We start from the raw sequence: 22241 nt of genomic DNA, 5'->3' as shown, positions 1-22241 counted from the left end.
ACAATAACGTTTTTGTATTATTTTACTTTTGAAATTTGTGCCATCAATTCTGCTTCAGCACATAATTTACCGTTAGCATAGGCGTAACCTTGCATATGACAGATACCACGTCTAATTGGTGTTATTAACGAACACTTAAAAATTAACGTATCTCCTGGTACTACTTTTTGTTTAAATTTAACTTTATCCATTTTCATGAAAAAGGTTAAATAATTCTCCGGATCCGGTACAGTACTTAATACTAGTATACCTCCTGTTTGCGCCATAGCTTCAATAATTAAAACCCCTGGCATTACTGGAGCTCCTGGAAAATGACCTTTGAAGAACTCTTCGTTCATGGTCACATTTTTAAGTCCTATAACATGGCTATCTGATAATTCAAAAACCTTATCTAGTAATAAAAATGGTTGTCTATGTGGTAACATATCCATGATTTGCATCACATCCATAACTGGTGTTTGACTCAAATCTATTTTTGGTACGTTATTACGTCTTTCGTTTTTAATTAATTTAGACATCTTTTTTGCAAACTGAGTGTTTACAAAATGTCCTGGTTTATTAGCTATTATTTTACCTCTAATACGTGTTCCGATTAAAGCTAAATCTCCAATAACATCTAATAACTTATGTCTTGCTGCTTCATTTGGGTAATGCAATGTTAAATTGTCTAATATCCCGTTTGGTTTAACCGCAATAGAGTCTTTATTAAATGCTTTTTTTAGTTTTTCCATTGTAGATTCTGATAACTCTTTATCTACATAAACAATAGCATTATTTAAGTCTCCTCCTTTTATTAATCCGTGTTCTAAAAGCGCTTCTAATTCATGTAAAAAACTAAAAGTCCTTGAGTCTGAAATATCTTTTTTAAAGTCTGCTAACTTTGTTAAAGTTGCATTTTGAGTCCCTAATACTTTAGTTCCAAAATCTACCATAGTTGTTACTTGATAGTTTTTAGCTGGCATTACTAAAATCTCGCTTCCAGTTTCTTCGTCCATATAAGATATAACGTCAGAAACCTCATACTCTTCGCGAAAAGCATCTTGCTCCTCTATCCCTGCAGCTTCAATTGCTTCGACAAAAAACTTAGAAGACCCATCCATAATTGGTGGTTCAGAATTATCCATTTCTAAAATGGCATTATCAATATCCAAACCTACTAAAGCTGCTAAAACATGCTCGCAAGTCTGAATAGTAACTCCGTTTTTTTCTAAACAAGTACCACGCTGCGTGTTTGTAACATAGTTGGCATCTGCCTCAATCACGGGGCTTCCTTCTAAATCAATTCTTTTAAAAGCAAATCCAGCATTTACTGGAGCAGGTTTAAAAGTTAATGTTACCTCTTTTCCTGTATGTAAGCCTACACCTTTAAGGGATATTTCCTTTTGGATGGTTTTTTGCTTTATGTCAGTACTAATTATTCCCATTGCCTTTTTTTTCTAATTCGTTTATAGTTTTTACCAGTTTTGGAAGATTTTTAAAGTAAACATACGATTTATTCCAATCTCCATAACCAAATGCTGGAGATCCTTGTAAAATTTCGTTATCCTTTATGTTTTTTCCAATACCGGATTGGGCTTGTATCTTTACGTTATTACCAATAGTTAAATGCCCAGCAAAACCTACTTGACCTCCTATTTGGCAATTTTCGCCAATTTTGGTAGAACCCGCAATACCCGTTTGGGCTGCAATTACAGTGTTTTTACCAATCTCAACATTATGTGCAATCTGTATTTGATTGTCTAACTTAACACCTCGCCTGATTATAGTCGACCCTAAGGTTGCTCTATCAATTGTAGTTGCTGCTCCAACATCCACAAAATCTTCTAAAATAACATTACCAATTTGTGGTACTTTTGTGTATTCTCCTGCCTCATTAGGTGCAAAACCAAAGCCATCAGCTCCAATTATTACTCCAGAATTAATAACACAGTTTTTTCCAATAACACATTCAGAATATATTTTAGCTCCAGAAAACAACACTGTATTATCATCAATACTAACATTATCTCCTACATAGCAATTAGGAAAAATCTTTACATTGTCTCCAATGGTAACATTCTCTCCTATTACAGAAAACGCACCAATATAAATATCCTTACCAATTTTAGAGGTTTCAGAGATTGATGTTGGTTGTTCTATTCCAAACTTATTAAGTTTAACTTGATTATAATATTCTAATAATTTTGAAAACGATTTATAAGCATCTTCTACTTTTATTAATGTACACGCTATATCATGCTCCGGTACAAAGTCATTACCAACAATAGCAATGGTTGCTTTTGTTGTGTATATATAAGGAGTGTATTTAGGGTTTGCCAAAAAGGTCAAAGCGCCTTCCACTCCTTCTTCAATTTTGGATAGTTTAGAGACCTCTGCTTGAGGATTCCCCTCTACAGTACCATCTAAAATACCAGCTATTTGTTCTGCAGTAAATTTCATTGTCAACAAAAATAGAAAAAATGTGCTAAAGTTGGGCTTTTGGATAACATATATAATATTTAGTCACAGGTTTTGAGAGCGCTTTAAGACTTATTTGGTCTGAAGCCTTAACTATATCCTCTACTTTACCACTTTTGTGCAAAATATTTATGTTTTGTTTTTTTTGTGAATACGCCTGATTACTAATCTGACCTGTAAACACAAAATAACTCGCTTCATGCTCCGATATATCACATCTACCTAATAAGGATGTCATATGATCTGCTAAAACTTGTTTTTTGATTGGTTTCTTTTTGATTTTAATTTTTAACAAATGTCTGTTAATAATCATGTCGCAAAGGTTTTTCAAAACAAAATCATCATGGTATTGCCAATTTTTCATTGAAGCAACAATATCGTAATCATCTAACTTTGCAAATGTCTCCAAACATGTCGAGTCAAATTCCTTTAAAGTAATTTCATTCTCTAAAAAGAATTTTAATGGTTTACTAGCTTCTAGACTTACACCATTTTTAACTAACTCTTTAGCGCGTTTTAAAACTCTTATTAATAACTGTTCTGCTACCAAACTTGTTTTATGTAAATATACTTGCCAATACATTAAACGCCGTGCTACTAAAAACTTTTCGACACTATAAATACCTTTATCCTCTACAACCAGCTCATCTTTTTTAACGTTAAGCATGGTGATTAAACGCTCACTATTAATATTACCTTCTGACACACCTGTGTAAAAACTATCACGTTTTAAATAATCTGCGCGGTCCATATCTATTTGACTAGAAATTAGCTGCAACATAAACTTACGGTGATACTCACCTTTAAAAATCTGAATAGCAAGTGTTAAATCGTCGTTAAATTCTTTATTCAATTCTTGCATGAATAAGGACGAAATCTCTTCATGAGATATCCCACTTACAATACTATGTTCCATAGCATGACTAAAAGGACCATGACCAATATCATGTAATAAAATAGCTACATATAACGCTTTTTCTTCGTCTTCAGAAATGGCAACACCCTTAAAACGTAGCACTTGAACTGCTTTTTGCATTAAATGCATGCAGCCAATAGCATGATGAAATCTAGTGTGATGTGCTCCTGGATATACTAAGTAAGACAAACCCATTTGCGAGATACGTCGCAAACGCTGAAAGTATTTATGTTCTATCAAATCAAAAATTATCGAATTTGGAATAGTAATAAATCCGTAAATTGGGTCGTTTAGTATTTTAAGTTTGTTACTTGCTTTCAAGCTTAAGCCTTTATTTAATTAATATACACAAATATACATGAACAATATAAATATTCTTTGGGTTGATGACGAAATAGATTTATTAAAGCCTCACATCTTGTTTTTAGAGAAAAAAAACTACAATGTAACCACTTGTAATTCTGGAACAGAAGCTTTAGAAATCTTAGACGAACAGAAGTTTGATATTGTTTTTTTAGATGAAAACATGCCTGGTTTAACAGGTTTAGAGACTTTAAACGAAATTAAAGAAAAGCAAGACACCCTTCCCGTAGTAATGATTACTAAAAGTGAAGAAGAATATATCATGGAAGAAGCTATTGGTAATAAAATTGCCGATTACTTAATAAAACCTGTTAATCCCAATCAAATATTACTAAGCTTAAAGAAAAACTTAGACCACTCTAGATTGGTGTCGGAAAAAACAACTTCTAACTACCAGCAAGAATTTAGAAAGATAGCTATGGATATGGCTATGGTTAATAGTTATGAAGAATGGGTGGATTTATACAAAAAGCTTATCTATTGGGAAATTCAGTTAGAAGATATCGAAGATCCGAGTATGTTTGAGATTTTAGAATCTCAAAAAAACGAGGCCAACACACAATTTGGTAAATTTATAGATAAAAATTACCCATCTTGGTTTGAGCCAAATACGGATGCACCTATATTATCACATACGTTGTTTAGAGAACGTATTGCGCCTGAACTTAGCAAAGAACAACCAACACTGTTGGTTGTAGTAGATAATTTACGTTATGACCAATGGAAAGCGTTTGAACCTTTTGTTAATAATCATTACAAAAAACAAAAAGAAGAAGCATTTTATAGCATCTTACCTACAGCAACGCAATATGCCAGAAATGCTATATTCTCAGGGTTAATGCCTAGTGACATGGAAAAACTACACCCTGAGTATTGGAAAAATGATACAGATGAAGGTGGTAAAAATTTACATGAAGACGATTTTCTAAAAGCACAAATGAAACGCTTAGGTCTAAGCAACCTAAAACACGAATATTACAAAATCACGAATTTAGCTTCAGGAAAAAAATTAGCAAGCAATTTTAGAGGACTAAAAGATAACGACTTAACTGTTGTTGTTTATAATTTTGTAGACATGCTATCACACTCTAAAACGGAAATGGATGTAGTAAAAGAACTAGCCTCTAATGACAAAGCTTACCGTAGTTTAACGCAGAGTTGGTTTAAAAACTCACCGCTACTAGAAATGATACAGCAAGCACAACAAATGGGCTTTAAGCTAATTATTACTACAGATCACGGAACCATAAATGTAAAAAACCCATCTAAAGTTATTGGAGATAGAGATACTAGTTTAAACTTACGTTATAAAACAGGACGTAGTTTAAGCTACGAAAACAAAGATGTCCTTGCTGCTAAAGATCCAAAAACAATACACTTACCTTCTATTAATATGAATAGCTCATTTATATTCGCTAAAAGCGATTTATTCTTTGCTTACCCAAATAACTACAACCATTATGTTAGTTATTATCGTAATACATACCAACATGGAGGTGTCTCTTTAGAAGAAATGATTATTCCGTTTGTAGTTTTAAGTCCTAAATAATTTATTTTTGCTTAAAAAAACAGATACAGTGGTAATACATTATACATTAAATGACGTGGAAGCAGTCGCTAAAACACTTCTTGAGACTGTAGATTCTAAAATTATATTATTTGAAGGCGAAATGGGTGTTGGTAAAACAACGCTCATTAAGACTTTAATTAAACTTTTAGGGAGTAATGATGTTGTAAGCAGTCCGACCTTCTCCATAGTTAACGAATACTTAGCAAAAAACCAATCTATCTATCACTTTGATTTGTATCGTATAGAAGATGAAGACGAGCTATATGACTTTGGTATAGATACTTACATTTATAATCACAATTTTGTTTTTGTAGAATGGCCAGAACTATTGAAACCATTGATACAAGACAAATATTCTGTTGTAAAAATAACTTTGTCAGAAAACACATCAAGAACTATATCGATTGAAAATATCAAGTAAAATTTCGCTTTTTTCTTTCAATAAAAAGTGTATTTTTGACCAAGTGCGGTTTTAACCACATCAAAAAAATAAAAAAAAACGTTTTTTAACATAAATTTAACATTTAGTCGGTTTTTGTAAGGATAATTTATATAGTTTAGACGTATAATTAATTAAATCCCTAACAAATGAAAACTAAAAAGTATGTAATAGCTATGGCTATTTTCGGAGGTGTATTATTTACAGCTCAAGCAACAAATCTTATTGATTTAAATGGACAACAAACTACACAAGTACAAAAATCAAAAATTAAAAAACCAAGCAACGAATAACCAATCTTATGTATTCGGAATAGGTGTTGCAATATTCATTGCTGTAACACCTTACTTATACTCGTTGTATGAAAGTGTGCCCGAAACAAAAGTTTGGCACACTTTTTTATTTATTTACAATAGCGCACATTATGAAGATGCAAATCTAGCTATGTGGGTGTTAACAGGGAAGTTATTACCTCTCATTTTAATTTTGTTATGGTTTTTTACATGCAGGCACTGGTGGTATCACGCCTTATTAGTTCCAATAGTTATGTACTCTTACCAAATTATTGTCTTTTTTAATGATGAATACACGTATATAGATGAGTTTCAATTGTTTTATCTAGTTCCATTTATGGCTGTAATAATACCTTCCATATACCTAGTTAGAGCTAGAATATTTAATAGACTAAATACGGTAGACAAAACCATACAAGATTTAGAAGACGAATTAACCTTTAGACCTAAAACATTTTGGGGAAAAGTCAAGCAATACTTCTAAACTAACGTACTTCCAGTAACTAGTTTTCAAACAAAAAGACTATCATTACTTTAGACTAAAATAAGACTACATTTTTAATGCTTTTAATTATAATAATTTTGTAATTTGTTTCAGTTTTAAAAATCACTCTAATTATGTCTAAACCGCTCTCTCCTTTTTCCAAAGAACAATTACTTCCTCAAGAGGAAACTTTAGAAATCTACAAACATAAAAGCGAGCTTTTTATTGGAATACCTAAGGAAACAGCTTTTCAAGAAAAGCGTGTTTGCCTAACTCCCGATGCTGTTTCTGCAATTGTAAGTAATGGACATCGCGTTCTAATAGAATCAGAAGCAGGAGAAGGTGCTAATTTTAGTGACAAAGATTATAGCGAAGCTGGAGCGGAAGTCACAAAAGATACCGCAAAAGTATATTCTTGTCCAATGATTTTAAAGGTAGAACCTCCTACTCTAGACGAATTAGAATTAATAAACCCGCAGACTACATTAATATCTGCGCTTCAAATAAAAACACAAACCAAAAAATATTTTGAAAAACTTGCTGCTAAACGCATTACCGCTTTGGCTTTTGAGTTTATTCGTGACGAAGATGGGGCTTTTCCTGCTGTTAGAGCATTAAGTGAAATTGCGGGTACTGCTTCCGTTTTGATTGCATCAGAATTATTAAGCAACTCTAGCAACGGTAACGGTTTAATGTTTGGTAATATTAGCGGTGTACCACCTGTAGAAGTTGTTATTTTAGGCGCTGGTACAGTGGGCGAATTTGCAGCAAGAAGCGCTATTGGTCTTGGAGCAAACGTAAAAGTGTTTGATAACTCTATTACTAAACTACGCTGCTTACAAGCTAATTTAGGTCGTACAATATACACATCAACTATTCAACCAAAATACTTAAGCAAAGCCTTAAAACGTTGTGACGTTGTTATTGGTGCGGTAAGAGGAAAAGACAGGTCTCCAATTTTAGTATCCGAAACCATGGTTGAAAACATGAAAAAAGGCTCTGTAATTATTGATGTTAGTATTGATATGGGAGGTTGTTTTGAAACTAGCGAAATCACAACACATGATAACCCTACTTATCGTAAAAACGGCGTTATTCATTATTGCGTACCAAATATTCCAGCACGTTATTCTAGAACAGCTTCGGCCTCTATAAGCAACATATTTACGCCTTATCTGCTTAAAATTGCGGATGATGGTGGATTAGAACACGCTATTCGTTTTGATAAAGGACTTAAAAATGGGCTGTATTTTTATCATGGTATTTTAACTAGTCGTGCAGTTGGAGAATGGTTTGACCTAAAACATAGTGATATTAACCTATTAATATTCTAAATTTGCAATTCAAAACTTTAGAATGAAAATATTACACAGATTTGGTTATTACTTTGGTGGATTTGCAATTGGACTTGTAATTTTAGCTTTTTTCTTAAACGGAAGAGGTGTGTCTTGCGAGTATAGTTATGGCCCAGAAGCTAGAGTCCTTAAAAACATTAGAACAAAAACACTACATTTTTCTTCAGAAAGCGAAGCATTAATAGCATCAAAAACTATCGATACAGCTTCAATAAGCTATATTCTTAAAGAAGGAGATATTGATTTCTCTAAAAGTGAAGCTAGAAAAAAACCTTGTGGCGTCTATTATATATACGGCGAAACTAAAGACAATAAAAATTTAGAGTTTTATATAGAGAACTGCGACAGTATTGCAACTTTAAAAAACATAACGTTTTTAGACTAAAGACTATTCTATTTTAAATACAAAAAAGAGCGATTTGTTATAACAAATCGCTCTTTTTTTATTTTACCACATAACAACTAACGTGTTATTTTTGTTTTCTTCTCTTACGCTCTGCTTTTAATAATGTTAATTCGCGACCTGTTTGCCCTGCAACCGAAGTGTTTTCTTCTGCACGTCTAATTAAATAAGGCATCACATCTTTAACAGGTCCAAATGGCAAATACTTTGCAACATTATAACCTTGAGCTGCTAAATTAAAACTAATATGATCACTCATACCATATAATTGACCAAACCAAACGCGGTTATCTTTTTTATCAACACCTAATTTTTCCATCAATTGTAATGCTAAATAAGAACTCTCTTCATTATGCGTTCCAATAAAGATGGAAATAGTCTCTAAATTATCTAATATATACAACAGACAATCATTAAAGTTTTTATCTGTAGTGATTTTGTCTTTACAAATTGGAGATGCATACCCTTTATCTTTAGCGCGTTCACGCTCTTTTTCCATGTATGCGCCACGAACTATCTTATAACCTAAAGTATAGCCTCCAGATTTAGCACGCGCATGAGAAGCCTTTAAAAACGCTAGGCGATCATGTCTATAAGTTTGTAACGTATTATACACAATGGGCTTATCCGTGTTATAAATTTTCATCATATCCTCCGCCAATTGATCTGCAGCATCTTGCATCCAACTCTCTTCTCCATCAATCAAAACTTCAACATCACGGGCTTTAGCCAATTTACAAATAGAATGATATCTATCTACAATTCTATTCCACTCCTGCTCTTCTTCCTGAGTAAATACTTTGCCTTCTCCTTTTTTCTGAAACAAGAAAATACGCCCTAAACCTGTTGGTTTAAACACAACAATAGGCATAGCTTCTTTCTCATCACTAAACTCAACCAACTTCATTATTTTTTCTTTAGCAGAATCAAACTGGTTTTCAATAGCTTTTCCTTCTACCGAGTAATCTAAAACAGAACACACACCAGCAGTATACATCTTATCAATAACAGACAAACAGTCGTCCTCATTAACACCACCACAAAAATGATCAAACACGGTAGCACGTATTAAACCTTCTACCGGTAGATGTGCTTTTAAAGCAAAATTAGTAGCTGCCGTACCTATCCTAACCAACGGTTGGTTAGATATCATTTTAAATAAAAAATAAGCGCGTTCTAATTCAGAATCGCTTTTAAGCTTAAATGCAACTTCTGTGTTTTCAAAAAAAGTAACCTTTGCCATATTATAATTTCGTTTTAGTCAAAACAAATATACCATCTATTACCATTATTTTTTAAAAAAACTATTAATTTTACGTTCTAACGTTTTAAAGTATTTATGACTCCTATTCAAACTCAAGATTACAGCATACAATTCAATGATGATTGTTACACAGCGCTTAATAAATACATTAACCAGCATTCGTTTTCAAACATCTTTATTTTAGTGGATAGCAACACTTCAGAGCACTGCTTACCAATCTTTTTAAGACAATTAGAAACTGATTTAACTATTGAAATAATAGAAATTGAAGCAGGAGAACAAAATAAAACTATAGAAACTTGTTCCGGCGTATGGCAAACTTTATCTGAGTTAAGAGCAGACAGAAAAACACTAATGCTAAATTTAGGCGGTGGAGTTGTGACTGATCTAGGTGGTTTTGTTGCATGCACCTACCAAAGAGGAATTAAATTTATAAATATCCCGACGACACTTTTATCTATGGTAGATGCTTCTATTGGTGGTAAAAATGGTGTGGATTTAGGAAACATAAAAAACCAGGTAGGAATTATAAAAACACCTAACATGGTTTTAATTGATACTAACTATTTAGAAACGTTATCTAGTCGAGAAATGCGTTCTGGCTTGGCCGAAATGCTAAAGCACGGATTAATACGTGACGAATTGTATTACAACAAGTTATCCGCTTTATCTAATCTAACACTTGAAGACTTAGATCAGCTTATATACGACTCTGTCTTAATTAAAAAAGATATTGTAGAACAAGATCCAACGGAGCAAAATTTAAGAAAATCGCTTAATTTTGGTCATACTTTAGGACATGCAATTGAGTCTTATTATCTAAATCATGAGACCAAATCTTTACTACATGGAGAGGCTATTGCAATAGGAATGATTTTAGAAACCTACTTATCTAGTCAATTACTAAATTTTCCAACTGAGAAAACAAAATCAATCAAAGAGAATACGCTAAAAGTGTATGGAAAAATAGACATTCCGGAAAAAGACTACGCACCTATTATTGAATTGATGAAGTTTGATAAAAAGAACGAAAAAGGCACCATTAACTTTGTATTACTAAACACTATTGGTAATCCTGAAATTAATTGCGTCATCCCTAACGACTTATTAATCAAATCTTTAAATTTTTATAACGAATAATTTCATTGTATTAAAAAATTGCTTAATTTTAAGTAATTGCAGCAATGCAAGACTATCCTAACCAGTTAATTTAAAACATATTGGTATGCGAAAAGTTATTGTAGATTATAAAAAGTTAACACCAGAAGTACTAACACTGTTAACTCAAAAGTTTCCCGATGGTTATGGAGACAAGGATATTATTACCTTTGACAACCACCACAACCAAACCATTGAAGCTATTGAGGTTACAAGCCAAGACACCATCTTTTTAGTAAAGGTTAGCAGCAAGCTACATTACACCATGACCAATGTTGATACTATTGATGATGCTACAGTAAACAGTGACGGTCATATAGTAATTGATTTTAAAGACAACCCAGAAAACAGGCCAAAAGATAGCAACTACATTATTTCTAACGAAGAAGAATAACTACTTCAAGTAACGCTCCTTAATCACATTTACGTGATGCTTCTCATGTCCGATAACTAAAAACCCTAAAGCCCTAACAGAAACTGCTCCACTACCAGCTACACCTTTACTCTTAAGCGCGTTATCAGAAAAGCTTTTAAACAAAGCTACTGTTGCTTTCCTAACTAAAGTGTACTCCTCTAACAAATCTGCAATAGAACGCTCTGAAGCACCAGAAGCTAATACGTACTCATTCTCATCAAATCCTGAAAGTGCGGTTTTATCCTGCCTAGCAAAGCACAAAGCTCTGTAACAAAATATGCGCTCAGTATCTATCAAATGACTAATAATCTCTTTTATGGTCCACTTACCCTCATCATATCTATACTCTAATTTTGCAGGAGCAATTGTAAGATAGAAGTCATATATCGTTTTAAAGCTAGACTCTAAGCCCGATAATAACGTTACACCCTCTGCTTGATCGATATAACCTTTAAAATAAGGTAAATACTCGTCTTGTTGTAAATCTGAAATAGTCATTAAAATATTTTTTAATAAAATTAAACAAAAAACGCCTCATAAAAATGAAGCGCTTTATAATTGTGTACTGCAAAAATCTATAAATCGTTAAAAATGCTATGCATTAAACGTTTTTTATCATTTATACTCTCCTCTAAAGATATCATAGTTTCTGTTCTATAAACACTTTCAATGTCATCTAACATAAAAATAACATCCTTTGCATGCTCTGTATTTCGAGCTCTAATTTTACAGAAAATATTGAATTTACCTGTAGTAACATGTGCAACCGTAACATAAGGAATCTCAGCAATACGCTCTAACACGAATGATGTTTTTGAAGTGTTTTGAAGAAAAACACCAACGTAAGCTATAAATGAATACCCTAATTTTTTGTAATCTAATGTTAAAGAAGACCCTTTAATAATCCCTGCATCTTCCATTTTCTTCACCCTAACATGAACAGTACCAGCAGAAATTAATAATTTTTTTGCTATATCTGTAAAAGGAACTCTTGTGTTTTCGATTAACATATCAAGAATCTGGTGATCAATTTCGTCTAGTTTAAACTTTGCCATTTTGTAATTTTATTAAATAAAACACAAAAATAAAACATTTTTCATAAATTATCTACATCAAAATTGAAGAAAATTAAAGATTTAATGATAATTTCACATTATCTATATTTACGAAATCGTTTTCGTAACCTTCAAACACTACCTGATTACTTGCAGTAAAAATCCTACTATTATTCGCATTCAGCACTTTATGTCCGTAAAAATCGGATAAATCACCAATAAAAACAATTTGCGGCACAAACATTAGTTCCTTAACCACCAATCTTTCTTGATAATTAACACCTACATCTTTAATACCATCATCAAATTGAGCATTTTTAATAATTATATCATAAAATAACTTCCCGTTTTCTGGAATAGAAAAATAATCTACATAATCATCACCACTAACAACCGTGTTTGCAATACAATCTAAACCCACCAATAAAGACTTATAAATAAAACGCCTCACCTCTTCTCTATTGTAATCATCCTTATAATGTCCAGCCTCAAAAAGCACCGTAGGCGTTTCTAAAAACTGAAAAGCATCACCAACACAGTTAATATTAAAACCGTCATCATAACGCCCTATTTGATCAGGTAAGTCCGATTGCAACGTTGTATTTATAGCATTAATAATAGACATCGCCTTTTTTCTAGCTGCAGTTAAGCTTCTATCACTATCTGCTGAGGGGGATAAAAACGACAAGGTTGCCACATTATTAGTTTCGCCAGCACTAAATAATGTACGTTGCCCATGCAAATTAAAGCAGAAATCAGGTTTAAAAGCATTATAACAATCTAAAAGCACACGACTTTCTGGCTGTGTCAACTCTTGAGCATCTCTATTTAAATCCACTTGATTAGCATTTAATCTAGTATAGACTTCTGATCCGTCTGGATTAAGCATTGGTATCAATTTAATGGTACAAGTTTCTAAAATAGAACTTAAATCATCTTCAATAAAGCTGTTTAACATATCAAAAGCAGCCTTCGTTGTCGTGGATTCGTTGCCATGCATTTGCGACCAAAGCAATACTTTTTTTGGTCCTGTACCAAATGTAATAGTATAGATATCTTTTCCTAGAACTGACTGTCCAATGATTTCTGATTTAAACCTAGAGGGCAATTTAGTTATTAAGGGAGTAAGATTATCTAGGGTAATATATCGCCCATAAAGTGATGACTCTTTATAGGTCTTAAATAAGTTGTTTAATAATGTATGATTCATGCGTGCTTGTTTCGTTTACAAATGTAACCAAATACTTATTTACAAATGTAAACACTATAATTTACATTTGTAATTTACGGTTGTAAACAAAAGTGATTAGAAAGCGTGCAAATTTAACTTACTAAAGTTCTGAATATTACTAAATAACCATTTACAAGTACAACTAATTTGTTTTCAGCTACTTATATTAATCTATTTAAAGTTATTATTTAATGTATTAACACTTACTTACCTCTAAAAAATCATAATACTTAGTTAAGTTTTACATTTGTAACACTGTTTGTATCATGTAAATGTTTACATTTGTACCACCATGTTAAACAACGCAGATTTTTCAAAAAGACTACAAAAAGTCATCGAATACTATAGTGAAAGCGCCTCTTCTTTTGCCGAAAAAATAGGCGTTCAACGCTCTAGCATATCGCACATTTTATCAGGTAGAAACAAGCCAAGTTTGGAGTTTGTTTTAAAAGTACTCTCCTCTTTTCCGGAAGTAGAATTATATTGGTTGATGAATGGAAAGGGTGAATTTCCAAAAATTGAATCTCAAAATAGACAAGAACCAATTGCACCAGTTTCAAAAAAAGATGACCAAAATTTATTCACGGATTCAAAAAATGAAAATCCAGTAGAACCAAAAAATTCTGATTTATTAAAAAATTTAAATCATAAATCTTCCAATGGAAAAATTATTGAACGCATCGTAATTTTTTATTCGGATGGAAGTTTTTCAAATTTTGAAAATTAGTAATTCTACCTCCACTATTTTATTTTTCAAATTGAAAATATTTTTTTCAAGAAATTTTCTATTTGGTGAAAATTTAAAAAATTGACATAATTTGGAAATTCAACAAAAAACTATAAAATTTTAGAATTATTGATTTTACTCCCTTTTTTCTTTAATTTTCAAATTTCACGAATTTGTAGTTAGGTACATAAAATTTTCAAATACGTGATTTATAGAAAGGTTGGATTTTTGATATTATAATCAAACATTTCATTAATTTTGTTTAAACTCTTTTTAGATGAAATTAAAATTTTTATACCTAATAGTATTGACCTCTTTTTTGAGCTGCTATAATGTGGAACGTAATTGTACCGATTTTAAAACTGGTCAATTTTATAGCGAAGTCAAAGTTGCTGACAAAATATATAAATCTACATTTACTAGAACTGAAAATTTACAAATAGAATCCTACGATGGTAAAATTGATAGCTCAAGCGTAAGATGGGTAAACAACTGTGAAGTTATTTACAAAACCATTAATCCCAAAAACATGGCCGAACGTAAAGATGTTCATTTAAAAATACTAACCACGACAGATTCGTCTTATACTTTTGAATATTCTTATGTTGGCGAGACTAACAAGCAAAAAGGTATTGCCTATATTAAAAAATAAATTATGTTAGAATTTTTCACTTCCAGCGATGCTATTTTTGCATTAATTACTTTAACATTTTTAGAGATAATTCTAGGAATAGATAATATTGTATTTATATCTATTGCAGCCAATAAACTACCCGAAGAGCAGCGCGCTAAAGTCACCAACATTGGATTGCTTTTAGCTATGGTGCAACGTATTATATTGCTATTTTTTGTGTCGTTTTTAGTTGGTCTTTCTGAACCGTTTTATAAACTAGATTTAAATTGGATGCATTTGGAAATTAGCTGGCAAGCACTAATTCTGTTTTTTGGAGGTTTATTTCTAATATATAAATCTACATCAGAAATAAGAGAGAAAGTAGAAACACCAAAACATGATGAAGACGAAGTTAAAGGAAAAGTGATTAAATCCTTTCAACAAGCTATTATTCAGATATTGATTTTAGATTTTATATTCTCCATAGATTCTATATTAACAGCAGTAGGAATGACCAATGGATTATCAGATAATCACAACTACAATCTGATTTTGATGATTATCGCTGTTGTTATCTCGATAGGTATTATGATTGCATTTGCTAACAAAATAAGACTGTTTATAGACAAAAATCCTAGTGTACAAATCTTAGGTTTATCTTTCTTGATCTTAATAGGGTTTATGCTTATTACTGAAGCTGGTCACCTATCGCATACCACCTTTTTCGGGAATACAGTAGGTGCAATCCCTAAAGGGTATTTGTATTTTGCAATTGCTTTTTCTTTATTTATTGAATTTCTGAATCAAAAAATTAGCAAGAAGAATTAATAAAAACCCCCTACGAAACATTAGTAAAAAAAAAAAGCCCAACTAAATAGTTGGGCTTTTTTTTATAGTTAAAAGAATAATAGATTTATCAAAATAACGTCACCTGACCTTTATCATCCAACCCATAACCTGTGTCCGTATCATCATCATCCTTTTTCTCTGATTTCGGCTTTTCTTCCTTAACATCAGGTTTAGGTGTTTGTTTTACTATAGGTTCTGCAGTTTTTTGTTCTGGAGATTTTGACTCTGCTTTAGGAGTTTCTTTTTCTACCTTTACAACTTCCTCCTCAACAACTTCCACTTCTTGCGCAAGCACTTCTTCTGGAGCTTCATATGGAATAGATTCTAATAAATTAATAGCATTCACCTTATCCTTAGTTAACTGATTTCCTAAAGCTGTAATTCCCTTTATAGATATAAACTCTTCTAAATTGACTGTTTCGTTTTCTTTCCTATCCTTACCTCTTTCTTTAGCAAAAACTATTTCTGCTACTGGTTTCCAATCAGTAGATACAATTTCTAGCTGTGATTTCTCGTGTTCTGTGATAAATACTTCTTCTTTATTTTCATTTTCAATTACAAAACGTTTGACATAATAACGTTCTTTTTCGCCATCAAAATAAATTGCAGAAATTGGCTTTTTCGGCACCCATTTTTCCATCACAATCATATCGTCATCAAAATGCAATGTCACTTCTGGTGTAACTGTTTTTACAATACCTTTTTGGTTTATAATTAACAACTTGTCCTCACCTCTAAATTCACCTACCAATTCTCCTCTAGAATCTACATTTAGTCTTTGAACAGTATCATCAAACCATATTTTACGCGGTTTTAATGTGGAAATTCCTTTTTCTTTAAGCTCAACCGTTTTTATAGCGTGCTTAGTCACAACATTTCCTTTAGACGCACGCCCTTTAATTAAAATGTCTGCAAAATCTAAATCCCACTTTAACTTTTTAACACTTCCAACTTGTCTTAAACTAATAGCAACAACTTCTGCTTCTCCATTTGGGTTTGCTGAGAAATACCACGTTTTAGATCCTTTATTACCATTAGTTAAATCGTACTCTTTATCTCTAGTAATAGATGTTACTGCAAAGCGCTTGACATACGACGCACCTTTAGTACCGTCGCGATAAATCATATTATAAATAGTACGTTTATCCTTTTTCTTAAAAACAGCAACATGAATAATATTTTTACCTATAAATGTTTTACTATCTACTTTAGTCACCATCATTTTACCTTCCGCAGTAAACGCAATAATATCATCAATATCACTACAATCACCAACATATTCGTCACGTTTTAACGATGTCCCGATAAACCCTTCTTCACGGTTTACATAAAGTTTAGTATTTCTAATAACAACCTTAGTAGCATCTACATCTTCAAACGCACGTAATTCTGTTTTACGCTCGCGTCCTTCTCCGTATTCTTTTTTAAGCCTAACAAAATAAGCTATAGCATATTCAATTAAATTAGCTAAATGATGTTTTACTTCTGCGATACTAGCATCAAGTGCATCAATTTTTTGCTGTGCTTTATCTATATCAAATTTAGAAATACGCTTAATTCTAATTTCTGTTAAACGTGTAATATCTTCTTCTGTAACTGCACGTTTTAAATGCTTAATATGTGGCTGAAGTCCTTTATCTATAGCTTTAATTACACCTTCCCAAGTTTCCTCTTCTTCTATATCGCGATAGATACGATTTTCAATAAAAATACGTTCTAAACTAGCAAAGTGCCATTGCTCTTCAAATTCACTTAGCTTTATTTCAAGTTCTTGCTTTAATAAATCGACCGTATTATCTGTACTACGACGTAACATTTCGGTTACTCCGACAAATAATGGTTTATTATCCTCAATAACACAGCCTAATGGCGAAATTGACGATTCGCACGCAGTAAAAGCATACAAGGCATCAATAGTTTTATCTGGAGACAAACCTGCAGGTAAATGAATCAAAATTTCTACTGTAGCAGCAGTATTATCTTCAATTTTCTTTATTTTAATTTTCCCTTTGTCATTTGCCTTTAAAATAGAATCTATTAATGACGATGTTGTTGTTCCAAAAGGTAACTCATTAACTACTAACGTATTTTTATCAAATTGACTAATTTTTGCACGACAACGGACTTTTCCACCACGTAAACCATCATTATAATCACTACAATCTGCAATACCACCTGTCGGAAAATCTGGAAATATAGTAAACCGTTTTCCTTGTAAATGTTTTACAGAAGCGTCAATAAGCTCGATAAAATTATGAGGCAATATTTTTGTAGATAATCCTACCGCAATCCCCTCTCCTCCTTGCGCTAGCAATAAAGGAAACATAACGGGTAAATTTGTAGGCTCTTTACGACGACCATCATAAGAAGATTGCCATTGTGTTATTTTGGGATTAAAAACAACATCCAAACCAAATTTAGAAATCCTAGCTTCAATATACCTTGAGGCTGCTGCACGATCACCGGTAAGAATGTTACCCCAGTTACCTTGCGTATCTATTAATAAATCTTTTTGTCCAATTTGTACCATAGCATCTGCAATACTTGCATCTCCGTGCGGGTGATACTGCATAGTATGTCCAACAATATTGGCTACCTTATTATATCTACCATCATCCAAATCCTTCATGGAATGCATGATACGTCGTTGCACAGGTTTAAAACCATCTTCAATAGCTGGTACTGCACGTTCTAATATTACATATGAGGCGTAATCTAAAAACCACTCTTTATACATACCAGTGATTCTGGTAATTGTTTCTTGAGGTTCTTGAGGTTCTTGATGCTCTAAATTGTCTTGGTTATTGTTAACTAAGTCGTCGTTGGTTAGGTCGTCGTTTTCTTCTATCATCTATTTATCCTCTTCGATTAAATCAAGTTCAACTTTTAGGTTATCAATAATAAACTCTTGTCGTGTTGGTGTGTTTTTACCCATATAAAAGGACAATAATTCTTCAATGGACATATTATCATCCAGCATAATTGGATCTAATCTTATGTCTTCTCCAATAAAATGAACAAATTCATCTGGACTAATCTCCCCTAAACCCTTAAATCTAGTGATCTCTGGTTTTGGCTTCAGTTTTTCAATTGCATTTCGTCTTTCTTCATCACTATAACAATAAATAGTCTCCTTTTTATTTCGAACCCTAAACAATGGTGTTTGTAATATATATAAATGTCCTTCTTTTATAACTTCTGGAAAAAATTGTAAAAAGAAAGTAATTAACAACAATCTAATGTGCATTCCATCAACATCGGCATCCGTTGCTATTACAACATTGTTATATCTTAAATCTTCTAAGGACTCCTCTATATTTAAGGCTGCTTGAAGAAGATTAAACTCTTCGTTTTCGTAGACAATTTTTTTAGTTAATCCGTAACAATTTAGGGGTTTTCCTTTTAAACTAAAAACAGCTTGTGTGTTAACATCACGAGATTTAGTAATGCTACCAGATGCAGAGTCTCCCTCTGTTATAAACAATGTGCTTTCTAGGTTACGTTCGTTTTTAGTATCTCCAAAATGCACACGACAATCACGTAATTTTTTATTGTGTAAACTCGCTTTTTTAGCGCGGTCTTTTGCTAGTTTTCTAATTCCTGACAACTCTTTACGCTCACGTTCTGCTTGTAAAATTTTACGTTGAATTTTATCAGCAGTTTCCGGATTTTTATGTAAATAATTATCTAAGTATGTTTTTAAAAAGTCAGTAATATAAGTACGTACCGTTGGAAGCTCTCCCCCCATATCTGTAGACCCTAACTTTGTTTTAGTCTGACTTTCAAAAACGGGTTCCATAACCTTAATAGCTACAGCACTAACAACAGATTTACGTATGTCTGAAGCATCATATTGTTTTCCAAAAAAGTCACGAATAGTTTTTACTATTCCTTCTCTAAAGGCATTTAAGTGTGTTCCTCCTTGCGTGGTGTTTTGTCCGTTTACAAAACTATTATACTCCTCACTATACTGCGTTTTACTATGTGTAAGCGCCACTTCAATATCATCTCCACGAAGATGAATGATTGGATATAGCAAATCCGTTTCGGCTATTTTTTCAGCTAATAAATCTTTTAAACCATTTTCACTGTAGTACTTTTCCCCGTTAAAAACAATGGTTAAACCTGGGTTTAAGTACACATAGTTTTTAAGCATTTTTACAATGTACTCTGCTCTATATTTGTAGTTTTTAAATATAATTTCATCCGGAACAAAAGAGACTTTAGTCCCTTTGCGACGCGTTGTTTCTTCTAAAAACTCTTCGTCCATTAAATTACCCTGAGCAAAATCTGCAGAAGCACTTTTTCCGTCTCTAGAAGATTCTACTCTAAAATAAGAAGATAATGCATTTACTGCTTTTGTACCAACACCGTTTAATCCTACCGATTTTTTAAAGGCTTTAGAATCGTATTTACCACCGGTGTTCATTTTAGACACAACATCTACCACTTTTCCTAATGGAATACCACGACCGTAATCACGCACTATAACTTTACTACCTTGTATAGAAATCTCAATAGTTTTACCGGCACCCATTACAAACTCATCAATCGAGTTATCTAACACCTCTTTAAGCAGAATATATATACCATCATCTGGAGACGATCCGTCACCAAGCTTACCAATATACATCCCTGGACGCATACGGATATGTTCTTTCCAGTCTAGTGATCGTATATTGTCTTCGGTATATTTAGTTTGTTCTGACATAAAATTTAGGTGCAATTTGAGATACGTTGCTAATATAATATAACCCTTTAAAAAATGAAACCTTGAGGCGATAAAGTAATTAACAATAAATAGATATTATTGTTCAGAACGTTGATTTTTAACAATTTTCGGCTTTATCTTTTAAATATTGGTTTCTAGTTTTTAAAAGTGTTGTCATGTATTTTTTTAAAAACAGATTATTTGCCAATCGGCCCAACACACCAAAAGGTGATTTAAACCAAAATTTATCCGTCATAATTGTTTTACCGCCTTCAAAAACAAAAATATGCTCGTGCTTAAAACTTTTAAAGGCTCCGGAGACCATTTCATCTACAAAATAGTGAGGCGAATCAAACGCTGTTACCTTAGACGTTAACTTCTGTTTTACGCCAAAATGAAACGCTTCCCAAGTCACCCATTCATTTAAACCAATTAAACCAGAAGTCTTTCCTGCTATAGCTTTTTCGTTAGAATGCGCCATAGAATCCTTATGAAAATCTATATTTCTGGACAAATCAAAACAAGTTTGAATATCTGAATGTATTATTGTTTTTATTTCGATTAAAGGCATAACACAAAGGTAGTGAAATAAAAAAAACGAGATGAAAATTCATCTCGTTTTAGTGATTTATATCTGATTAGAATCAAATTGATAAATTTAACTCCAATAGTGATATTCTTTATACATTAAATAAGAAATGCATTACATCCCCATCTTTAACGACATATGCCTTTCCTTCTACTCTCATTTTTCCAGCTTCTTTTACTTTAGATTCACTTCCGTATTCAACATAATCCTCATAACCAATAACTTCAGCACGAATAAACCCTTTTTCAAAATCAGTATGAATAACACCCGCAGCTTGTGGCGCTGTAGAACCCACATTTATAGTCCAAGCTCTTACCTCTTTTACACCTGCAGTAAAATACGTTTGTTGATTTAATAATTTGTAAGCCGAACGGATTAATTTAGCAGATCCTGGCTCTTCCAAACCTATATCTGATAAAAACATTTGACGTTCTTCATAATCATCCAACTCATTAATATCTGCTTCAGTACCAACAGCTAAAACAATTACTTCAGCGTTTTCGTCCTTAACAGCATCTTTTACAAGATCCACGTAAGCATTTCCAGAGACAGCACTTTCTTCATCTACATTACATACATATAATACAGGTTTTCCTGTAATTAATTGCGCTGGATTAACAAACTCCTCTAAATCTTCATCAGAAAACTCTAATGCTCTTACAGATATACCTGCTTCTAAACCTGCTTTTAATTTTAATAAAACAGCTTCCTCTTTTTGAGCCTCTTTATTTCCTGTTTTTGCAGCACGTTTAACTTTATCTAATTTTTTATCTACAGTCTCTAGATCTTTAAGTTGTAGCTCCATGTCGATAGTTTCCTTATCTCTAATAGGATTTACATTACCATCAACATGTATAATATTATCATTATCAAAACAACGTAATACATGTAAAATAGCATCAGTTTCTCTAATGTTTCCTAAAAATTGATTCCCTAAACCTTCTCCCTTACTTGCACCTTTAACTAAACCTGCAATATCAACAATCTCTACAGTTGCTGGTAAAACACGTTCTGGGTTTACTAAGCTTTCTAATTTTTCTAATCTTGGATCCGGCACATTTACCACACCTATATTAGGCTCAATAGTACAAAACGGAAAGTTGGCACTTTGCGCTTTTGCGTTAGATAAACAATTAAATAACGTTGACTTCCCAACGTTTGGCAATCCTACTATACCTGCTTTCATGTACAAAAAATTTATGATAATTTAAGGCTGCAAATATAGTACTATCTGAACAACAATTAACGACTTGATAAATTTTTAATTTTTTTAGAATTACACTGAAAAAAAATCATTTTTATGATGTTAATTTTATGTTCTAACCAATTAAATAGCTAAATTTTTAAGC

The 22241-nt window shown here is 32.4% G+C and carries 22 protein-coding genes; 11 read left to right on the top strand and 11 right to left on the bottom strand.

Annotation, left to right across the window (positions count from 1 at the left end):
* Positions 1-17: 17 nt before the first annotated feature.
* The 3 genes from CXF54_RS10360 to CXF54_RS10350 are packed head-to-tail and all read right to left on the bottom strand — an operon-like array spanning position 18 to position 3694.
* Positions 18-1424, bottom strand: a complete 1407-nt coding sequence (locus CXF54_RS10360; RefSeq protein WP_101203470.1) for a bifunctional UDP-3-O-[3-hydroxymyristoyl] N-acetylglucosamine deacetylase/3-hydroxyacyl-ACP dehydratase — start codon at positions 1422-1424, stop codon at positions 18-20.
* Complete coding sequence (gene lpxD / locus CXF54_RS10355; RefSeq protein WP_090841077.1) at positions 1411-2439, bottom strand: UDP-3-O-(3-hydroxymyristoyl)glucosamine N-acyltransferase; 1029 nt, start codon at positions 2437-2439, stop codon at positions 1411-1413. Before lpxD ends, CXF54_RS10360 begins: the two co-directional genes overlap by 14 nt.
* Positions 2440-2464: 25 nt before the next feature.
* On the bottom strand, positions 2465-3694 hold the full coding sequence (locus tag CXF54_RS10350; RefSeq protein WP_101203469.1) for an HD domain-containing protein: 1230 nt from the start codon (positions 3692-3694) through the stop codon (positions 2465-2467).
* Positions 3695-3731: 37 nt separating this feature from the next.
* Here CXF54_RS10350 and CXF54_RS10345 point away from each other — a divergent pair, with 37 nt between their 5' ends.
* From CXF54_RS10345 to CXF54_RS10325, 6 genes are all read left to right on the top strand, one after another.
* On the top strand, positions 3732-5285 hold the full coding sequence (locus CXF54_RS10345; protein WP_090841083.1) for a response regulator: 1554 nt from the start codon (positions 3732-3734) through the stop codon (positions 5283-5285).
* Between the two features lie 7 nt (positions 5286-5292).
* The gene (gene tsaE / locus CXF54_RS10340; protein ID WP_232782608.1) at positions 5293-5727 is read left to right on the top strand and encodes a tRNA (adenosine(37)-N6)-threonylcarbamoyltransferase complex ATPase subunit type 1 TsaE; all 435 of its coding nucleotides are present in this window, start codon (positions 5293-5295) and stop codon (positions 5725-5727) included.
* Between the two features lie 167 nt (positions 5728-5894).
* On the top strand, positions 5895-6038 hold the full coding sequence (locus tag CXF54_RS15805; protein WP_198551056.1) for a hypothetical protein: 144 nt from the start codon (positions 5895-5897) through the stop codon (positions 6036-6038).
* Positions 5980-6522, top strand: coding sequence for a hypothetical protein (locus CXF54_RS10335; RefSeq protein WP_232782607.1), 543 nt, complete (start codon positions 5980-5982; stop codon positions 6520-6522). Before CXF54_RS15805 ends, CXF54_RS10335 begins: the two co-directional genes overlap by 59 nt.
* A gap of 134 nt (positions 6523-6656) precedes the next feature.
* Positions 6657-7856, top strand: coding sequence for an alanine dehydrogenase (locus tag CXF54_RS10330; protein WP_101203468.1), 1200 nt, complete (start codon positions 6657-6659; stop codon positions 7854-7856).
* Positions 7857-7878: 22 nt separating this feature from the next.
* On the top strand, positions 7879-8262 hold the full coding sequence (locus CXF54_RS10325) for a DUF4258 domain-containing protein (RefSeq protein ID WP_101203467.1): 384 nt from the start codon (positions 7879-7881) through the stop codon (positions 8260-8262).
* 85 nt (positions 8263-8347) lie between these two features.
* On the opposite strand, the gene CXF54_RS10320 is transcribed toward CXF54_RS10325, so the two are convergent.
* Positions 8348-9523, bottom strand: coding sequence for a proline dehydrogenase family protein (locus CXF54_RS10320; RefSeq protein ID WP_101203466.1), 1176 nt, complete (start codon positions 9521-9523; stop codon positions 8348-8350).
* A 96-nt stretch (positions 9524-9619) separates the two neighbouring features.
* Here CXF54_RS10320 and aroB point away from each other — a divergent pair, with 96 nt between their 5' ends.
* Complete coding sequence (gene aroB / locus CXF54_RS10315) at positions 9620-10684, top strand: 3-dehydroquinate synthase (RefSeq protein WP_101203465.1); 1065 nt, start codon at positions 9620-9622, stop codon at positions 10682-10684.
* A gap of 85 nt (positions 10685-10769) precedes the next feature.
* On the top strand, positions 10770-11096 hold the full coding sequence (locus CXF54_RS10310) for a hypothetical protein (RefSeq protein WP_101203464.1): 327 nt from the start codon (positions 10770-10772) through the stop codon (positions 11094-11096).
* Here the strand turns inward: CXF54_RS10310 and CXF54_RS10305 are convergent, their stop codons facing one another.
* From CXF54_RS10305 to CXF54_RS10295, 3 genes are all read right to left on the bottom strand, one after another.
* Positions 11097-11615: a DinB family protein gene (locus CXF54_RS10305; protein WP_101203463.1), complete on the bottom strand. Its 519-nt coding sequence runs from the start codon at positions 11613-11615 to the stop codon at positions 11097-11099.
* A gap of 77 nt (positions 11616-11692) precedes the next feature.
* The gene (locus CXF54_RS10300; RefSeq protein ID WP_101203462.1) at positions 11693-12172 is read right to left on the bottom strand and encodes an Lrp/AsnC family transcriptional regulator; all 480 of its coding nucleotides are present in this window, start codon (positions 12170-12172) and stop codon (positions 11693-11695) included.
* 73 nt (positions 12173-12245) lie between these two features.
* Positions 12246-13382: a M14 family zinc carboxypeptidase gene (locus CXF54_RS10295; RefSeq protein ID WP_101203461.1), complete on the bottom strand. Its 1137-nt coding sequence runs from the start codon at positions 13380-13382 to the stop codon at positions 12246-12248.
* A 313-nt stretch (positions 13383-13695) separates the two neighbouring features.
* Here CXF54_RS10295 and CXF54_RS10290 point away from each other — a divergent pair, with 313 nt between their 5' ends.
* The 3 genes from CXF54_RS10290 (at position 13696) to CXF54_RS10280 (ending at position 15571) form a co-directional block, all read left to right on the top strand.
* A complete protein-coding gene (locus CXF54_RS10290) occupies positions 13696-14130 on the top strand; it encodes a helix-turn-helix domain-containing protein (protein ID WP_101203460.1) in 435 nt (144 codons plus the stop codon).
* Between the two features lie 277 nt (positions 14131-14407).
* Positions 14408-14782 (top strand): DNA topoisomerase IV, encoded by a 375-nt coding sequence (locus CXF54_RS10285; protein WP_101203459.1) that lies wholly within the window; start codon positions 14408-14410, stop codon positions 14780-14782.
* 3 nt (positions 14783-14785) lie between these two features.
* Complete coding sequence (locus CXF54_RS10280; RefSeq protein WP_090841106.1) at positions 14786-15571, top strand: TerC family protein; 786 nt, start codon at positions 14786-14788, stop codon at positions 15569-15571.
* A gap of 88 nt (positions 15572-15659) precedes the next feature.
* Here the strand turns inward: CXF54_RS10280 and CXF54_RS10275 are convergent, their stop codons facing one another.
* The 4 genes from CXF54_RS10275 to ychF form a co-directional block, all read right to left on the bottom strand.
* Positions 15660-18443 (bottom strand): DNA gyrase/topoisomerase IV subunit A, encoded by a 2784-nt coding sequence (locus CXF54_RS10275; RefSeq protein WP_101203458.1) that lies wholly within the window; start codon positions 18441-18443, stop codon positions 15660-15662.
* Positions 18444-20303 carry a DNA topoisomerase IV subunit B gene (locus CXF54_RS10270; RefSeq protein WP_101203457.1) on the bottom strand — a complete coding sequence of 620 codons (1860 nt, stop codon included), beginning with the start codon at positions 20301-20303 and terminating at the stop codon, positions 18444-18446. It abuts the gene before it with no gap.
* 118 nt (positions 20304-20421) lie between these two features.
* The gene (locus CXF54_RS10265; RefSeq protein ID WP_317044440.1) at positions 20422-20817 is read right to left on the bottom strand and encodes an SRPBCC family protein; all 396 of its coding nucleotides are present in this window, start codon (positions 20815-20817) and stop codon (positions 20422-20424) included.
* A gap of 166 nt (positions 20818-20983) precedes the next feature.
* Positions 20984-22078 (bottom strand): redox-regulated ATPase YchF, encoded by a 1095-nt coding sequence (gene ychF / locus CXF54_RS10260; RefSeq protein WP_090841111.1) that lies wholly within the window; start codon positions 22076-22078, stop codon positions 20984-20986.
* Between the last annotated feature and the right edge of the window lie 163 nt (positions 22079-22241).

Origin of the sequence: Olleya sp. 1-3 (assembly GCF_002836085.1) — a bacterium.
Taxonomy (GTDB): Bacteria; Bacteroidota; Bacteroidia; order Flavobacteriales; family Flavobacteriaceae; genus Olleya; species Olleya namhaensis.
This window is presented reverse-complemented; position numbering and strand designations above follow the sequence as displayed.

Bases quoted from the DNA above. Each gene is read 5' to 3' on its own strand.
- CXF54_RS10360 (WP_101203470.1), bottom strand. From the start codon at position 1,424: ATGGGAATAATTAGTACTGACATAAAGCAAAAAACCATCCAAAAGGAA.
- lpxD (WP_090841077.1), bottom strand. From the start codon at position 2,439: ATGAAATTTACTGCAGAACAAATAGCTGGTATTTTAGATGGTACTGTA.
- CXF54_RS10345 (WP_090841083.1), top strand. From the start codon at position 3,732: ATGAACAATATAAATATTCTTTGGGTTGATGACGAAATAGATTTATTA.
- CXF54_RS15805 (WP_198551056.1), top strand. From the start codon at position 5,895: ATGAAAACTAAAAAGTATGTAATAGCTATGGCTATTTTCGGAGGTGTA.
- CXF54_RS10335 (WP_232782607.1), top strand. From the start codon at position 5,980: ATGGACAACAAACTACACAAGTACAAAAATCAAAAATTAAAAAACCAA.
- CXF54_RS10330 (WP_101203468.1), top strand. From the start codon at position 6,657: ATGTCTAAACCGCTCTCTCCTTTTTCCAAAGAACAATTACTTCCTCAA.
- CXF54_RS10325 (WP_101203467.1), top strand. From the start codon at position 7,879: ATGAAAATATTACACAGATTTGGTTATTACTTTGGTGGATTTGCAATT.
- CXF54_RS10320 (WP_101203466.1), bottom strand. From the start codon at position 9,523: ATGGCAAAGGTTACTTTTTTTGAAAACACAGAAGTTGCATTTAAGCTT.
- aroB (WP_101203465.1), top strand. From the start codon at position 9,620: ATGACTCCTATTCAAACTCAAGATTACAGCATACAATTCAATGATGAT.
- CXF54_RS10310 (WP_101203464.1), top strand. From the start codon at position 10,770: ATGCGAAAAGTTATTGTAGATTATAAAAAGTTAACACCAGAAGTACTA.
- CXF54_RS10305 (WP_101203463.1), bottom strand. From the start codon at position 11,615: ATGACTATTTCAGATTTACAACAAGACGAGTATTTACCTTATTTTAAA.
- CXF54_RS10300 (WP_101203462.1), bottom strand. From the start codon at position 12,172: ATGGCAAAGTTTAAACTAGACGAAATTGATCACCAGATTCTTGATATG.
- CXF54_RS10295 (WP_101203461.1), bottom strand. From the start codon at position 13,382: ATGAATCATACATTATTAAACAACTTATTTAAGACCTATAAAGAGTCA.
- CXF54_RS10290 (WP_101203460.1), top strand. From the start codon at position 13,696: ATGTTAAACAACGCAGATTTTTCAAAAAGACTACAAAAAGTCATCGAA.
- CXF54_RS10285 (WP_101203459.1), top strand. From the start codon at position 14,408: ATGAAATTAAAATTTTTATACCTAATAGTATTGACCTCTTTTTTGAGC.
- CXF54_RS10280 (WP_090841106.1), top strand. From the start codon at position 14,786: ATGTTAGAATTTTTCACTTCCAGCGATGCTATTTTTGCATTAATTACT.
- CXF54_RS10275 (WP_101203458.1), bottom strand. From the start codon at position 18,443: ATGATAGAAGAAAACGACGACCTAACCAACGACGACTTAGTTAACAAT.
- CXF54_RS10270 (WP_101203457.1), bottom strand. From the start codon at position 20,303: ATGTCAGAACAAACTAAATATACCGAAGACAATATACGATCACTAGAC.
- ychF (WP_090841111.1), bottom strand. From the start codon at position 22,078: ATGAAAGCAGGTATAGTAGGATTGCCAAACGTTGGGAAGTCAACGTTA.